Annotated in this window: 16 protein-coding genes; 15 read left to right on the plus strand and 1 reads right to left on the minus strand. The window is 40.4% G+C overall.

The features are described from left to right. Positions 1-158: 158 nt before the first annotated feature. From IMZ31_RS00285 to IMZ31_RS00315, 7 genes are all read left to right on the plus strand, one after another. Entirely contained in the window at positions 159-929 is a 771-nt protein-coding gene (locus IMZ31_RS00285; RefSeq protein WP_207528784.1) for a TatD family hydrolase, read from the plus strand. 208 nt (positions 930-1,137) lie between these two features. Then, positions 1,138-2,340: a G5 and 3D domain-containing protein gene (locus IMZ31_RS00290; protein ID WP_207528785.1), complete on the plus strand. Its 1,203-nt coding sequence runs from the start codon at positions 1,138-1,140 to the stop codon at positions 2,338-2,340. Positions 2,341-2,575: 235 nt separating this feature from the next. Further along, a complete protein-coding gene (gene rnmV, locus IMZ31_RS00295) occupies positions 2,576-3,133 on the plus strand; it encodes a ribonuclease M5 (protein WP_207528786.1) in 558 nt (185 codons plus the stop codon). Further along, the gene (gene rsmA, locus IMZ31_RS00300) at positions 3,130-4,008 is read left to right on the plus strand and encodes a 16S rRNA (adenine(1518)-N(6)/adenine(1519)-N(6))-dimethyltransferase RsmA (protein ID WP_207528787.1); all 879 of its coding nucleotides are present in this window, start codon (positions 3,130-3,132) and stop codon (positions 4,006-4,008) included. Before rnmV ends, rsmA begins: the two co-directional genes overlap by 4 nt. Before the next feature lie 65 nt (positions 4,009-4,073). Continuing rightward, on the plus strand, positions 4,074-4,970 hold the full coding sequence (yabG, locus tag IMZ31_RS00305) for a sporulation peptidase YabG (protein WP_207528788.1): 897 nt from the start codon (positions 4,074-4,076) through the stop codon (positions 4,968-4,970). Between the two features lie 262 nt (positions 4,971-5,232). Next, complete coding sequence (gene veg / locus IMZ31_RS00310) at positions 5,233-5,499, plus strand: biofilm formation stimulator Veg (protein WP_036787229.1); 267 nt, start codon at positions 5,233-5,235, stop codon at positions 5,497-5,499. 178 nt (positions 5,500-5,677) lie between these two features. Continuing rightward, positions 5,678-5,857, plus strand: a complete 180-nt coding sequence (locus tag IMZ31_RS00315; RefSeq protein WP_036787227.1) for a small, acid-soluble spore protein, alpha/beta type — start codon at positions 5,678-5,680, stop codon at positions 5,855-5,857. A gap of 180 nt (positions 5,858-6,037) precedes the next feature. Here IMZ31_RS00315 and IMZ31_RS00320 read toward each other — a convergent pair. Beyond that, a protein-coding gene (locus tag IMZ31_RS00320; protein ID WP_207528434.1) for an IS3 family transposase occupies positions 6,038-7,596 on the minus strand; the annotation gives its coding sequence in 2 pieces (ribosomal slippage) (positions 6,038-6,963 and positions 6,963-7,596; 1,560 coding nt in all). Positions 7,597-8,616: 1,020 nt separating this feature from the next. On the opposite strand from IMZ31_RS00320, the gene ispE reads away from it, so the two are divergent. The 8 genes from ispE to IMZ31_RS00360 all read left to right on the plus strand — a co-directional run bounded on the left by ispE (position 8,617) and on the right by IMZ31_RS00360 (position 15,260). Further along, positions 8,617-9,486, plus strand: a complete 870-nt coding sequence (gene ispE / locus IMZ31_RS00325; protein WP_207528789.1) for a 4-(cytidine 5'-diphospho)-2-C-methyl-D-erythritol kinase — start codon at positions 8,617-8,619, stop codon at positions 9,484-9,486. 54 nt (positions 9,487-9,540) lie between these two features. After that, positions 9,541-10,356, plus strand: a complete 816-nt coding sequence (gene purR / locus IMZ31_RS00330) for a pur operon repressor (RefSeq protein ID WP_207528790.1) — start codon at positions 9,541-9,543, stop codon at positions 10,354-10,356. 213 nt (positions 10,357-10,569) lie between these two features. Further along, entirely contained in the window at positions 10,570-10,866 is a 297-nt protein-coding gene (gene spoVG / locus IMZ31_RS00335; protein WP_036787219.1) for a septation regulator SpoVG, read from the plus strand. A gap of 235 nt (positions 10,867-11,101) precedes the next feature. After that, the gene (gene glmU, locus IMZ31_RS00340; RefSeq protein WP_207528791.1) at positions 11,102-12,481 is read left to right on the plus strand and encodes a bifunctional UDP-N-acetylglucosamine diphosphorylase/glucosamine-1-phosphate N-acetyltransferase GlmU; all 1,380 of its coding nucleotides are present in this window, start codon (positions 11,102-11,104) and stop codon (positions 12,479-12,481) included. Positions 12,482-12,496: 15 nt separating this feature from the next. Continuing rightward, positions 12,497-13,453: a ribose-phosphate diphosphokinase gene (locus tag IMZ31_RS00345; RefSeq protein ID WP_036787214.1), complete on the plus strand. Its 957-nt coding sequence runs from the start codon at positions 12,497-12,499 to the stop codon at positions 13,451-13,453. A 92-nt stretch (positions 13,454-13,545) separates the two neighbouring features. Next, complete coding sequence (locus IMZ31_RS00350) at positions 13,546-14,202, plus strand: 50S ribosomal protein L25/general stress protein Ctc (RefSeq protein ID WP_207528792.1); 657 nt, start codon at positions 13,546-13,548, stop codon at positions 14,200-14,202. A 177-nt stretch (positions 14,203-14,379) separates the two neighbouring features. Next, a complete protein-coding gene (gene pth, locus IMZ31_RS00355; protein ID WP_207528793.1) occupies positions 14,380-14,940 on the plus strand; it encodes an aminoacyl-tRNA hydrolase in 561 nt (186 codons plus the stop codon). 89 nt (positions 14,941-15,029) lie between these two features. Further along, on the plus strand, positions 15,030-15,260 hold the full coding sequence (locus tag IMZ31_RS00360; protein ID WP_036787205.1) for an anti-sigma-F factor Fin: 231 nt from the start codon (positions 15,030-15,032) through the stop codon (positions 15,258-15,260). The last annotated feature ends 69 nt before the right edge of the window (positions 15,261-15,329 follow it).

The following is a 15,329-nucleotide window of genomic DNA, read 5'->3' on the forward strand; positions in this document are numbered from 1 at the left end:
TTTCTATTAATTAGGCTCTGTTAATGCGGTTCCAGATAAGCCTCCTTACACTCAACTAGCGAAACGGAAACATTACCATAGTGAAGTGGGATAATTTTGAACACATATGGACTGGTGTTACAATACAACTAAAAGAACGAAATAAAGGAGTCAGTGACATGCTGTTTGATACACACGTGCATTTGAATGCTAGACAATTTGATGAAGATCGAGAAGAAGTCATTAAACGAGCCCAAGAAGCTGGTGTTGACTATATGGTTGTTGTAGGCTTTGACCGGGAAACGATCCCATTAGCTATTGAGATTGCTGAATCTCATGACAACATTTATGCTGCTGTTGGTTGGCATCCTGTAGATGCAATTGATATGGAAGAGTCAGATTTAGGTTGGATTGAAGAACTTTCTGCTCACCCAAAAGTAGTCGCGATTGGTGAGATGGGATTAGATTATCATTGGGACAAATCTCCGGCGGAAGTACAAAAAGAAGTGTTCCGTAAACAAATTGAACTTGCGAAAAAAGTTCAAATGCCTATTATTATTCACAATCGTGAAGCGACACAAGATATCGTTGATATTCTAAAGGAAGAGAATGCAGAAGAAGTTGGGGGCATCATGCATTGTTACAGCGGCTCTGTTGAGATTGCCAGGGAGTGTATAGAAATGAATTTCTACATCTCTTTAGGTGGCCCTGTTACTTTTAAAAATGCTAAGAAACCAAAGGAAGTAGCAGAAGCTATTGACCTTGATTACCTATTAGTAGAAACAGATTGTCCGTTTCTTGCCCCGCATCCAAACCGTGGAACTCGTAATGAACCAGCTTACGTTAAACTTGTTGCGGAGCAAGTGGCTGAATTAAAAGGAATTTCGCTCGAAGAAGTTGGACAAACAACGACAAGAAATGCCTTTAAACTATTTAAACTTGACCAATAAAATGGGAAAGCATAAAATAACGGAAAAATCGTGGCAGGTTTTGTACACATCTGTCGCGATTTTTCCGTTTCTTTTTGAAAAAGGAGCAGGTATAGTAAAGAGAGCCAAGGGGGTTATGTGGGTCCTTTTTCCATTTCTGCTGCTAATGATTTGACAGATGTTGGTGCGGTGGATATAATACACTGCGTAGAAAAAAGGAGGCAGAAGCGTGAAAAAATTAATCGCGTTGGTCGCAAGTGCCGTTATGTTTTTTGCCTTACTTGGGAGCTTAGGGTTTGAATCCACAAAGGCGGAAGTACAATTGAGCACAGAAAAAGAAACGAAGTCCGTGCGTACTCATGCCAGTACAGTGGAGGATCTCTTAAATGACCAAGGAATTAAAGTGGAACCACATGATGAATTATCACACAACCTTGACGATACAATTACAACAGGAATGCAAATAGACTATCAATCTGCTAAACAAGTTACTGTGAAAGTGGATGATAACACCGAGCAATATTACACAACAGCCGATACCGTACAACAACTATTCAAAGCAGAAGGCATCTCCATTAAAGAACGAGATGAAGTGTCTCATGAACAAGCATTCTCCATTCAAGATGGTATGGAGATTCAGGTTCAAAAGGCGTTTCAAGTCGCTTTAAATGATGGTGGTGAAACTTCTGAGATCTGGACGACAGCAACCTCCGTAAGTGATTTCTTAAAACAGCAAAAGATTTCTCTTAATGAACTTGATCGGTTAAAACAGAAAGATACGGCTTCATTGTCAAAAGAGCAAAATGAAGTCACGATCACTCGAGTAGAGAAGGTTACAGATGTTATCGAAGAAAAGGTGGATTATGCAGTCGTCAAACGAAACGACAAATCCTTGGCTAAGGGGAAAGAAAAGGTCGTTCAAGACGGTGAAGAGGGCCAAGTTGTAAAGCACTACGAAGTCACGTTAGAAAATGGCGAAGAAGTAGAACGGAAATTAATAAAAGAAGAGAATAAAAAAGATAGCAAAGATAAAATTGTTGCAATTGGGACTAAAGTACAGCAAGTTCAAAAGGCACAACCTTCGCAACAATCACAATCTCAACCACAAGTTTCCCGTAGTAACAGCTCATCGGGAGTACAGAAAACGTTATACATGCAAGCAACAGCGTATACAGCTTACTGCACAGGGTGTAGTGGTGTAACATCAACAGGAATTAACCTTCGTGCTAACCCAAATCAAAAGGTTATTGCCGTTGACCCTAATGTAATTCCGTTAGGATCAAAGGTATGGGTTGAAGGGTATGGATATGCAATAGCGGGAGACCAAGGGTCAGCAATCAAGGGAAATCGCATTGATCTATTTATATCTGATAAGGGTGCTGCCTTAAATTATGGTCGCCGAAGTGTGCAAGTTAAAGTATATGGTAAGTAAAGCAGAGGATTATACCTCTGCTTTTTTTATTGAAATGCTTGGTATGTACGTATCCATATTATATGCTGATTATTGCTATTCTCTCCTTTTGTCGAACGAAAAAATTTAAAGTATTCTAAAAATTGTTTCACGTGAATCATTTTGTCTAAACATGGGAGAGGACAAACAGATTGTGTTTTATTTTAATGCATGGACGTGTTATAACTAAAAAAGATACCGTAGTCGGGAGGATACAATGAGAATAAAAGAAGTAATTGTGGTTGAAGGAAGAGATGATACTGTCAACATAAAAAGAGCAGTAGAAGCGGATACCATTGAAACCAATGGTTCTGCTGTTAACGAAGATACGATTACAAAGATTCGCCATGCCCAGGAAAAACGGGGAGTTATTATCTTCACAGATCCAGATTCCCCTGGAGAGCGGATTCGGACAATTGTTTCTCAGTCTGTACCGGGATGTAAACATGCTTTCTTACCTAAAGAACAAGCATTAGCTAAACATAGCAAAGGGGTTGGTGTGGAGCATGCCACACCTGAAGATATTCGAGAAGCCTTAAAGAATGTTTATAGTGTAACGGATACCTATGAGACGACCATAGAACAAGCGGATTTGGTTCGTTATGGTCTCCTTGGAGGTAAGGGTGCTAAAGCGAGACGCGAACAGTTAGGAATAAAGCTAAAGATTGGTTACACAAATGGAAAGCAGTTGTATAAACGTCTTGTGATGTTTCAGATTACAAGAGAAGAATTTATTGCAGCAATGGAAGTTATTATTCAGGAGGAAGAAGAATGAGTGATTATAAAGCAATAGCAACACCCGTCCGAACGAAGGCTATTTTAGAGAAGTATGGATTTTCTTTTAAAAAGAGCCTGGGTCAGAACTTTTTAATTGATGCGAATACGTTAGAAAACATCGTTAACCATGCAGGAGTCACAAACGATAGTGGTGCTATTGAAATTGGACCAGGAATTGGTGCTTTAACAGAACAGCTCGCTCGTAAAGCGGATAAGGTACTAGCGTTTGAAATTGATCAACGCCTTTTACCGATTTTAGAAGACACCTTACACGATTACGATAATGTTTCTGTCATCCATCAAGATGTTTTGCAGGCTAATGTAAAAGAAACAATTCGAGAATATTTCAAGGAAGATCAGCCTGTTCATGTGGTAGCCAATTTACCTTATTACATTACGACACCAATATTAATGAACTTATTAATGGAACGCTTACCGATTGAGAGTATAACGGTTATGATTCAAAAGGAAGTAGCTGATCGCATGGCAGCCTCTCCAAATAGTAAGGCTTATGGTTCTTTATCTATTGCTGTTCAATATTACACGGAAGCTAAAGTTGTTATGGATGTTCCAAGAACGGTATTCATGCCTCAACCAAATGTGGGATCGGCTGTTCTACGTTTAGCAATGAGAGATGAACCACCTGTGGTAGTAGACAATGAGCCATTCTTCTTTGATCTTGTTCGGGCTTCGTTTGGCCAACGCCGCAAAACGATCATGAACAACTTAAGTCGTCACTTTAAAGATCGATTCAGTAAAGATGATATTAGAGATGTCTTAGAGAAAAGTGATATTGAAGAAAGACGTAGAGGAGAATCCCTTTCTATAGAAGAGTTCGCTCGTTTAGCGAATACATTTTATAGAGCTTTGTAATCGGGCACATTTCCTTCTTTTCCACATAGGCTATTTTAGAATGGTTTGTGTGAGGAGGCAGGAAGATGATAAATAGGGGAGATTTAGTTACACGAACCTCCTACAAACACGATGTTTTATTTCGCGTTCAGGATATTCAAGAGAATAGAGTTCTTTTGTACGGGGAAGAAATTCGTCTTGAAGCTGATGCTCCACTGTCTGATTTAGTAAAAGTGAAATCAGATGACCTAAAGCGTCGTAAAAAGGAAGCAAAAGAAAAGGAAGACTATTCCTATCGTTTATTTCGGCAAGATTATCAATTAATGCGCCAGAAGCGTGACTATGAAGCCTCTGGTGGATACAAGCACCAAAATGCGTATTTTCAACTTCCTTCGCGCGTTCTTCACTTAGATGGAGATCGTCTCTATTTAAAGAAATGCATCGATTTGTACCAGCAGCTCGGCTTACAGGTTCACGGGGTTCATTTAAGTGAGAAAGATATGCCACATGAGATTGGGGATTTAATTGATAAAATAAATCCAGATGTTGTCGTCATTACCGGGCATGATTCTTATTCGAAAAGTAAAGGGAACAAGCATGATTTACGTGCTTATAGAAACTCGAAGTATTATGCGGAGGCAGTGAGAGAGGCAAGAAGGAAGGTGCCTCATCTTGATCAACTGGTGATATTTGCAGGCGCGTGTCAGTCTCACTTTGAATCTTTAATAAGGGCAGGAGCAAACTTTGCTAGTTCCCCTTCACGTATTAATATTCACGCCCTCGACCCTGTCTATATAGTGGCTAAGATCAGTTACACCTCATTCATGGATAAGGTAAATGTATGGGATGTCATCCGTAACACCTTAACCGGGGAAAAAGGTCTTGGAGGAGTCGATACACGAGGACTCATGAGAACGGGAATGCCTTATGAATCTGAAGATGAGGAAGAACAAGATAATCCTTTTCAACACCCATTATCATAATGGGTGTTTTTTAAATTTATTAATTCTTTGAATTATTTTACGGTGGATTGGAATAGCATGAGAAAAGGCATGAGCAGAGAGAATCGAGTCGAATCTTGCCATTTTCATACATAATTTTGTCAGATCAAAGAAACACTACAAATAGATAAAAAGAAAAGGTCGTATTTCATTGACATTAAAAATAACATACTGCTATAATATAAAGTTTTATTGACTGAAAAGACAAGCGTGTGTTATAGTATAATTAGTGAGGTGGAGTGTAGTGGCAAAAACGTTAGCAGAAATCAAACAGTCTCTCGATGGGCAAATTGGGAAACGGTTAACATTGAAAGCTAATGGTGGTAGACGTAAAACCATCGAACGAAGTGGTGTATTAGCTGAAACATATCCTTCTGTTTTTATTGTAGAACTTGACCAAGAAGAGAACGCTTATGAACGTGTCTCTTATAGCTATGCTGATGTACTTACTGAAACAGTAGAGCTAAACTTTGGCGAGGATCTAAGCAGAATGATGTTAGGGGAGCAGTAAACCTTGGTTTACTGCTTTTTACTTGTCCTTAAAGTAAACGTAACATAACCTTCTTCTTATTTGGTGGGGAAGACGATAGCAAAGATTGCTTTGATTGCCATTATTCATCTAGACTACACCATCGGAATATACATATGCTAAGCGTGTCGTACAAGCATAATGAAGGGAGCTGTTTTCCTTGGGTAAACGTCGAGGCTACATGTCTGACAGGCTTAAAGAGGAAATCGCAAGGGAGTTAGGTTTTTACGACACGATTGAAAAGGAAGGCTGGGGTGGAATTACAGCACGAGATGCTGGAAACATCACCAAACGCGCCATCCAAAAAGCACAAGAACAAATGATGAGGGACAAGACCTAACAACAGGGGCTTGTCCCCCTTTTGTTTTTGAGAGCTTGAGGTGCCTTATTTACCGTTAGCTGACTTATATAGGGATTGAGATTGATCTGTGACTTTTTAAACTTTTTGTATGCAAAAGGGTCACAGATACGGAAGCTGAAGTGCCCCCTGTCAAGTAGACAGTGGAAATAATATAAAGACTTAAGCGGCTTTAGCTCTATATTCCATAGGGCTAAGGCCGTTTAATTTTTCTTGGTATCTTTCATGATTGTAAAAGTATATGTATTCCTCAATGGCTGAAGATAATTCTTCGTACGTATCGTACTTATGTAAATAATACTTCTCACATTTAAGTGTTCCCCAGAAGGATTCCATTGGTCCATTATCTATACACCTACCCACTCGAGACATGCTTTGGTAGATTCCTGCTTGATCTATCTTTCGTTTAAACCCATGTGAAGTATATTGAAACCCACGATCACTATGGATTAGGGGGGACTCGTCGTTTAAACTTGTGATCGCATTATCTAACGTTTCAAACACGAGATCATTATTATTGGAATGCCCAAAAACATAACTTATAATAGATCCATCATAAAGGTCACGGATCGCACTCAAATAAGCTTTTTTGGAGTGACCATACTTAAACTCTGTGACATCCGTTACCCATTTTTCATTTGGTTGTTCAGCCTCGAACTCTCTATTCAGAACGTTTTCTGCTACATGGTCTGGTGATGAACGTTTATAGACTTTCTTTTTCACTCGTGTGACAGAACGCATTTTAAACAGCTTCATTAAACGGTAAATTCTCTTGTGATTAAGTGTCTCTTCAAATTTTCGATTCATTTGAAGGGTCATTTGACGATAGCCAAAGATTCCATCTACCTTCTCTTGAAGGTTCTTCATTTCCTTAAGAATTTCCTCATTCTGAAGTTCTCGCGGAGTAGGAACTCGATCTTTCCATTTATAATAAGCTGCTCGTGAAATACCAGCGGTGTCACAAAGTAATTGGATACTCATGTTCTCTTGTTCGTGAAGCTCTTGGATAGCGACATACTTATCCTGAAAACGAATTTGGTTTAATTTCGCCCCCTTTCGATCTGCTCTAACTTTTTTAAGAATAAGTTTTCAGCACGTAACCGTTCATTTTCACGTTCGAGTTGCTTCTTCTCTAACTTGAATTTTTCTTCAGGTGTTAACTCGGTTTTACTCTTCTTTTTACCTCGTTGATCTTGAAGAGCTTCATCGCCTCCACTTTCATATTTCTTCACCCATTGATAAACCTGTTGATAAGAGACAGAGTAGTCCTCAGCTGCGCTCTGATAGTCTTTCCCATTCTTAATGCAGTTCTGTACAATTTCAATTCGCTCTTCCCAATTCGTCTTACGCCCTTTAGTCATAGAGTTCTGCCTTCTTTCTCCTTTGGATTTCCATACTCTATGACCATTATAATCATTCACCCAGTTTCTTAAAGAGGAATAACTGGAAACCCCATATTTCCTTGCCACCTCACGCATCGAGTACCTTCCTGATAAATACGCTTTGACCGCATTCAGCTTAAACTCTTTTGAGTAGGATGTGTTTGATTTTGCTTCTTCAAGTCCAGCTTCTCCAAGAGTTTCAAACTTGTGTATCCAGGATCGAATCGTAGCCCAACACACGTTATACTTAGAAGCAACTTCATTGATGGGATAATGTTCGTTACGAATAAGATTAATAATAGTAAGCTTCTCCACAGGAGAAAAAGAACTTCTCGACATACAAAAACCCCCTAAGATAAACAGTTTTATTTTTATACTGTCTACCATAGGGGGAGCATCTCAAGCTCTGTGACCTTTTTAAGAGATTTTTTCAGCGAAAGGTAACAGATTAAGGGGATCACTTGACCTTTTAGTGGTATTTATCAAGTGAACCGTCACAGAGCAATTCTGCAGCCGCCTGCGCTTTTCATAGTGTCTAGCTCCGGCGGGTAGGGCCTAGCGCGATAAGCAATCTACTTCCAGTCTGCTAGGCAGACTTGCAGCAGCTTGCTTATCCGGCCCCACACGAGGTGGGGTCGTTCGACGTTGTCACAGGACGTGACGGTCTTAGTCGAACTTCCTCTTTACCTGCCCGACCCGCCTGCGCTTTTCATGATCTAGCTCCGGCTCCTAGCCCCTAGCGAGATAAGCCATCTTTTCTCCAAAGGCTAACCGTCTTTTCCGAAAAGCTGTCTTATCCGTACGGGGCTGAACAGTCGCCTGCGCTTTTCTGGATCTAGCTCCGGCTCCTAGCCCCTAGCGAGATAAGCCATCTTTTCTCCAAAGGCTAACCGCCTTTTCCGAAAAGCTGTCTTATCCGTACGGGGCTGAACAGTCGCCTGCGCTTTTCTGGATCTAGCTCCGGCTCCTAGCCCCTAGCGAGATAAGCCATCTTTTCTCCAAAGGCTAACCGCCTTTTCCGAAAAGCTGTCTTATCCGTACGGGGCTGAACAGTCGCCTGCGCTTTTCTGGATCTAGCTCCGGCTCCTAGCCCCTAGCGAGATAAGCCATCTTTTCTCCAAAGGCTAACCGCCTTTTCCGAAAAGCTGTCTTATCCGTACGGGGCTGAACAGTCGCCTGCGCTTTTCTGGATCTAGCTCCGGCTCCTAGCCCCTAGCGAGATAAGCCATCTTTTCTCCAAAGGCTAACCGCCTTTTCCGAAAAGCTGTCTTATCCGTACGGGGCTGAACAGTCGCCTGCGCTTTTCGTTTAATTATGATACAATTTATCCATAATTAATGCGAAGAAGCAGGTGATGGTATGCGTTTTTTGGAGAAGGCGCCGGCTAAGATTAATTTAGCGTTGGACGTTTTGTATAAGCGTCCGGATCAGTATCATGAAGTGGATATGATTATGACGACGATTGATTTGTCTGATCGCATTGAGTTAAGTCCTTTGAGAACTGATGAGATTCTGATTGTTTCGGAAAATCGGTTTGTTCCGAGTGATCATCGTAATCTTGCTTTTCAGGCTGCTCAAGTATTGAAAGATAGGTTTGGCATCAGGGAAGGTGTTGAAATTTATATTGAAAAACAGATTCCTGTAGCTGCTGGTCTTGCGGGTGGTAGTAGTGATGCTGCGGCAGTTCTGAGAGGGCTGAATCGGTTGTGGGAGTTGGATTTAAGTCTTGAGGAATTAGCGGATATTGGCGCTCGTATAGGTTCTGATGTATCGTTTTGTGTTCATGGTGGGACAGCAAGGGCGACAGGGAGAGGTGAAAAGATTGAGAAGTTACCTGCTCCTCCGGCTTGCTGGGTTGTGTTGGCAAAACCCACGATTGGTGTTTCCACTCAAGCCATTTACGAAAATTTAAACTTAGACGAAGCGAGTCATCCTGATATACCTGCAATGATAGAGGCACTCAAGCGGGAAGATTATCAGGGGATCTGTAGTCGAGTCAGTAATGTGTTAGAACCTGTTACGGTCCAATTACACAGTGATGTTCAGCAGATTAAGGAGCATATGCATGAGTTTGGGGCAGATGCCGTGCTTATGAGCGGAAGTGGACCGACGGTGTTTGGATTGGTTCAACATGAATCTCGTGCTCAGCGTATTTACAATGGTTTGCGAGGGTTCTGTGACGAAGTGTATGTTGTTCGTATGCTAGGAGGCCGAGTTCCCCTTGATTAAACCCGTATAAAACTGTTATATTAAATGAAAATATTCGGTTTTTGAGGTGTAGATATGAAAAGAAGTGAACGACTGGTCGGAATGACATATTACTTATTGGAACATCCCCAACAACTTGTTTCTTTGCCCTTTTTTACAGAGGCTTATGATGCAGCAAAATCCTCTGTAAGTGAGGATCTGGGAATTATTAATCAAATGTTTCAAAAGCAAGGCATTGGAGAGTTGCAGACTGTAGCTGGTGCTGCGGGTGGTGTGAAATTCATTCCGTTTAACTCTCAGGAAAATAGTGAGAACTTTGCGGATCTACTGGCCAAGCAACTAGAAGACCCTGAGCGTTTATTACCAGGTGGGTACTTATTTATGAGCGATCTCTTAGGGGATCCGGAAACGATTCGAAATATCGGTCGCTTGTTTGCTACGCATTTCTCCAGTCAAAATGTAGACGTTGTTATGACGGTTGCGACCAAAGGAATTCCGTTAGCTTATGCTGTTGCATCCTTCCTAAATGTTCCTGTGGTTATTGTGCGACGTGATCCGAAAGTTACAGAAGGATCAACAGTGAGTATTAATTATGTATCAGGCTCATCAAGAAAGATTCAAACGATGGTTTTACCTAAGCGTAGCCTTCAAAAAGGTGCTAATGTCTTAATTATTGATGACTTTATGAAAGCTGGAGGCACAATAGACGGTATGAAGAGCTTATTGGCGGAATTTGAAGCCAACGTAGCGGGAATTGGCGTTCTAGCTGAAGCAGAAGATGAAGACGAAGAACGAGTCGTGCAAGATTATGTTTCTTTACTTCAAATAAATAACGTAGATATTAAAGAGAAGAAAATCGAAGTTCACAGAGGGACCATGTTCCAATCGTAATAAAAAGAAGAATGCACATCGTGCATTCTTCTTTTTATATAATAGAGCGATTCCGGTTAAATAAGGACAAAAAGAGCTTAATGATCATACAAAGGAATTAATATTTTGGATATTGTTAGAAAAACTTATTTTTTTTTATATTTAAGAAGGAATTCGAGTAGTTTTGTTGAATATTGGTAAATAAGTTCCTATGGAAAAAGGTGGTGACAAATAATGGAAGTAACTGACGTGAGACTACGACGCGTTAATACTGAAGGAAGAATGCGAGCAATTGCTTCTATTACGTTGGATGGTGAATTTGTTGTTCACGACATTCGAGTAATTGATGGCAACAATGGTTTGTTTGTAGCGATGCCGAGCAAACGTACTCCAGATGGAGAATTTCGTGATATTGCCCATCCAATTAACTCTGGCACACGTGGAAAGATTCAAGATGCTGTGTTAGAAGAGTATCATCGAGCGGGACAAGTTGAAGAAGAAGTGGAGTATGAAGAAGCTGGAGCTTCCTAATGCTTTTCAAGAAACACCAGGAGTCTAATCACAGATTAGGCTTCTTTTTTTATGGTAGAATATATTTGTGGGAATTTATTACATATATGTGGTGGATATAGGAGGGTGGTTGTGTTGATCCCTCTAAAAGTCCTGCATAATAAGCTGTGAAGCCGTTCTCATAATCTTTTCTTTGTTGAAAATAGTACGGTTTTAAGATATATTCGTAATGGATAAAAAGGATGGAGGTTTCTTCATGAATAATCGCTATGCTATTGTATTGGCAGCCGGGCAAGGGACACGTATGAAATCGTCTCTAACGAAAGTATTGCATCCTGTATGCGGTAAGCCTATGGTGCAACATGTAATTGATCAATTATCGTCACTTCAACTAGATGAAATTATAACAGTAGTTGGGCGTAGTGCTGATGAGGTTCGAAATCAAATCGGTACAAAAAGCCAATTCGTTGTTCAAGAGGAGCAACTAGGAACAGGACATGCGGTTCAACAAGCTGAGCCTATCCTTGGAACTAACAAAGGTACAACACTTGTTGTAGCAGCTGACACCCCATTACTCACGTCTGAAACACTTGAGTCGGTGTTCCAATATCATGAACAAGAGCAAGCTAAAGTAACCGTTCTAACAGCTCATGCTGAAGATCCAAATGGATACGGACGAGTGATCCGCGATGAACAAGGTGATGTTGCTCGTATCGTTGAACATAAAGATGCTTCTCCAAAAGAGCAAGAGGTCCAAGAGATTAATACAGCAATCTATTGCTTTGATAACGAGGCTCTATTTGAATCTCTTCAAAACGTTTCGAATGACAATGCCCAGGGAGAGTACTACCTGCCAGATGTTATTGAAATCTTAAAGAACAATGGTGAAAAGATTGCGGCCTATCAATCGAAGAACTTCGATGAAACATTAGGTGTCAATGACCGTGTTGCTTTATCGCGTGCTGAGAAAGCTATGCGACGTCGTATTAACGAGAGTCATATGCGTAATGGTGTTACTCTGATTGATCCTGATCAAACGTATATTGGGCTAGATGTAAAAATTGAACAAGATGCTATTCTCTATCCTGGTAGTGTACTTGAAGGTAATACCTATATAGCTACAGGAGCTGAGATTGGTCCTCATACTGAAATTAATAATTGTACAGTTGGACAAGATACAACTATTAAGCAAAGTGTGGCTCACGAAAGTCAAATTGGCAATCGTGTAAAAATTGGCCCATACGCTCACATTCGTCCAGCGTCGACCCTTTCTGATGATGTGAAAGTTGGGAACTTTGTAGAGTTAAAGAAAGTTTCCTTTGGTGAAGGTAGTAAAGCTTCACACTTGAGTTATATCGGGGATGCCGAGGTTGGTAATGGTGTGAATATTGGCTGTGGCACGATTACTGTAAATTATGATGGTCAGAATAAACATTTAACAACAATCCAAGATGACGCATTTATTGGGTGTAATTCTAATTTGGTAGCACCTGTTACGGTGGGGAACGGTGCTTATGTAGCAGCGGGTTCCACAATTACAGATGATGTACCGGACCGTGCTTTATCTATTGCTCGCTCTCGTCAGACGAACAAGGATGGCTACGCAGACAAAATAAATCAAGCGAAAAAAGATTAATGGAGGTTTTTAGCGATGGCTACTTCTCAATATAAGGATCCAGCTTTAAAGGTTTTTTCTCTTAATTCAAACCCAACTCTTGCTCAAGAAATTGCGGAAAACATCGGTACAGAATTAGGAAAGTGTACAGTAACAAGTTTTAGTGATGGAGAAGTACAAATTAATATTGAAGAAAGTGTACGTGGGTGTGACGTATATGTTATTCAATCAACTTCAGAGCCAGTAAACCAACATATTATGGAGTTACTCATTATGATTGATGCATTGAAGCGTGCCTCTGCCCGCTCAATCAACATCGTAATGCCATACTATGGTTATGCGCGTCAGGATCGTAAAGCACGCTCTCGTGAGCCAATTACATCCAAGCTAGTCGCGAACCTTCTTCAAACTGCTGGAGCTAGCCGTGTAATTATGCTAGACTTACACGCTCCTCAGATCCAAGGTTTCTTCGATGTTCCAATTGATCATCTAGTAGGTGTGCCACTCCTTTCTGACTACTTTGAAGAGAAGAACTTTGACGATGTTGTCATTGTTTCCCCTGACCACGGTGGTGTGACGCGTGCGCGTAAGATGGCAGACCGTTTGAAAGCTCCAATTGCGATTATTGATAAGCGACGCCCTCGTCCAAACGTTTCTGAGGTCATGAACATTGTTGGTAATATTGAAGGAAAAACAGCGATTTTAATTGATGATATTATTGATACAGCAGGTACGATTACGCTAGCAGCAAACGCTCTTATCGAAAATGGAGCAAAAGAAGTATATGCTTGTTGTACACACCCTGTTCTATCAGGACCGGCAATTGAGCGAATCGACAACTCTAAAATTAAAGAGCTTGTTGTAACCAATACGATTCCTCTAAAAGATGAAAAACGAATTGATAAGATTACTGAACTTTCTGTAGGCGAGCTTATCAGTGAAGCGATCACTCGCGTTCACGAGCGTAAATCAATCAGTGTATTATTTGATTAATTTACCTTTTTTCTAAAAATAAGGTTTATGCCTTCTTGAAAAGGGAATTATAAATCATTAGAAGCTTTATAATTCTTTGGAGGGTGATAAACGTGGCAGTAACAGTTAAAGCGAATACGAGAAATGATTTCAAACGTTCGACTAAAAATGAGCTTCGTAAGTCCGGACTGGTTCCAGCAGTTGTTTATGGAAAAGACAAAGAACCAATTGCGGTATCGGTGAACAGCTTAGAATTATTAATGACAGTACGTGATGAAGGGAAAAACGCTATTATTTCCCTTGATATAGAAGGTAAAAAGCCAGTAGACGTAATGTTACATGATTATCAGATTGAGCCGATTCGTAATGAGCTATATCATGCTGATTTCTATATGGTTGATATGAGTCAGGAAATTGATGTAGAGGTAGCGATTCATTTAGAAGGGGATGCACAGGGCGTGAAAGACGGTGGGATTCTATCTCAACCACTTCATGAACTTGCAATTCGCGCTAAGCCGAATAATATTCCTGAAGCGATTACTTTAGATGTATCAAACCTAGAAGTTGGGGACAGTCTTCTTGTAAGTGATGTGAAAGCTGGTAATAACTATGAAATCACACAAGATGAGACCACAACGGTTGTTACCATCTTACCTCCACAAACTGAGGAAGTTGTCGAGCCAGGCGAAACTCAAGATGGAGATGTTGAACCAGAAGTCATTAATCAAAAAGATGATGACGAAGAAGAAGAAGAGAGCAAAGAATCCTAACATTCTTCGGTTAGATATGAGGCGTAACCCAAAAGGTTACGTCTCTTTTTACACGTAAAGAAGGATTCTATGAGAGAATTGAAGAAGTAAAAGAGCAATGCTTTAGACTCTTCTTTTTCGCTTATAATAAGATATAAGAAGAACGAATCAAGATGTACAAAAGAAGAGAGTGATTAGATGAAATGTATTATTGGACTTGGGAATCCAGGGCCTAAATTTGAAGACACGCGTCATAATATTGGTTTTATGGTTATTGATGAACTGTTAAGACGACATAATTGGAAGTTAGATAAAGAAAAGTATAAAGGGCAGCATACAGTCGAACGCCTTGGTGGTGAGAAGGTTATGCTTCTTAAACCCCTTACTTACATGAATCTTTCTGGAGAGGCTATTCGCCCTTTAATGGAGTATTATGATTTGAACCCAGAAGATATAGTGGTCATCTATGATGATCTAGACTTACCACCTGGTAAGGTTCGTTTACGTCAAAAAGGTGGTCATGGAGGCCATAATGGCATTCGATCTACCATTGACCAATTAGATACAAAAGAGTTCCCTCGGATAAGAATTGGCGTTGGACGTCCTAGTGGACCGATGCCAGTACCTGATTATGTTTTGGGGAAATTCCAAGGGGAAGATAAAGCTTCGGCTGAAGAGAGTATCCAAAAAGCTGCTGATGCGTGTGAAGCTTGGATGGAGAAGAGTTTCTTAGAAGTTATGAATGAGTTTAATAAATAAACTATAACGACAGTGCTTGTGTGAACTCGTATATGGCCTTTATATTTCGGACAAACTAGTGACAAATAGCTAGTTTTAGGAGGATATAAATGGCCGTTAAATACCAATGTCGTCATTGTAAGAAGGAATTAGGAGAGCTGTCACAAGACGTGCTTGATTCCGTTGAACTTGGGCTTAATTCTCTAAATGAGGAGGAGCTTTTAGATATGGTGAGCTATCACGAGAACGGTGATGTGATGGTACGCACTATATGTGAAGATTGCCAAGAATCGTTAGAAGAAAATCCTCACTATCATGAACTTGATTTCTTTATTCATTAAGTTTACATGTTCGCTTTGGTAAATGAGCCAAAGCATTTTTGTATGGAGTGTGAGGATTAAGGGGGGTAC

The organism is Pontibacillus sp. ALD_SL1 (assembly GCF_017355605.1).

What these genes read in the sequence shown, in the direction of transcription:
- IMZ31_RS00285 (WP_207528784.1), top strand. Translation starts at nt 159, where the DNA reads ATGCTGTTTGATACACACGTGCATTTGAATGCTAGACAATTTGATGAA.
- rnmV (WP_207528786.1), top strand. Translation starts at nt 2,576, where the DNA reads ATGAGAATAAAAGAAGTAATTGTGGTTGAAGGAAGAGATGATACTGTC.
- rsmA (WP_207528787.1), top strand. Translation starts at nt 3,130, where the DNA reads ATGAGTGATTATAAAGCAATAGCAACACCCGTCCGAACGAAGGCTATT.
- yabG (WP_207528788.1), top strand. Translation starts at nt 4,074, where the DNA reads ATGATAAATAGGGGAGATTTAGTTACACGAACCTCCTACAAACACGAT.
- ispE (WP_207528789.1), top strand. Translation starts at nt 8,617, where the DNA reads ATGCGTTTTTTGGAGAAGGCGCCGGCTAAGATTAATTTAGCGTTGGAC.
- purR (WP_207528790.1), top strand. Translation starts at nt 9,541, where the DNA reads ATGAAAAGAAGTGAACGACTGGTCGGAATGACATATTACTTATTGGAA.
- spoVG (WP_036787219.1), top strand. Translation starts at nt 10,570, where the DNA reads ATGGAAGTAACTGACGTGAGACTACGACGCGTTAATACTGAAGGAAGA.
- glmU (WP_207528791.1), top strand. Translation starts at nt 11,102, where the DNA reads ATGAATAATCGCTATGCTATTGTATTGGCAGCCGGGCAAGGGACACGT.
- IMZ31_RS00345 (WP_036787214.1), top strand. Translation starts at nt 12,497, where the DNA reads ATGGCTACTTCTCAATATAAGGATCCAGCTTTAAAGGTTTTTTCTCTT.
- pth (WP_207528793.1), top strand. Translation starts at nt 14,380, where the DNA reads ATGAAATGTATTATTGGACTTGGGAATCCAGGGCCTAAATTTGAAGAC.
- IMZ31_RS00360 (WP_036787205.1), top strand. Translation starts at nt 15,030, where the DNA reads ATGGCCGTTAAATACCAATGTCGTCATTGTAAGAAGGAATTAGGAGAG.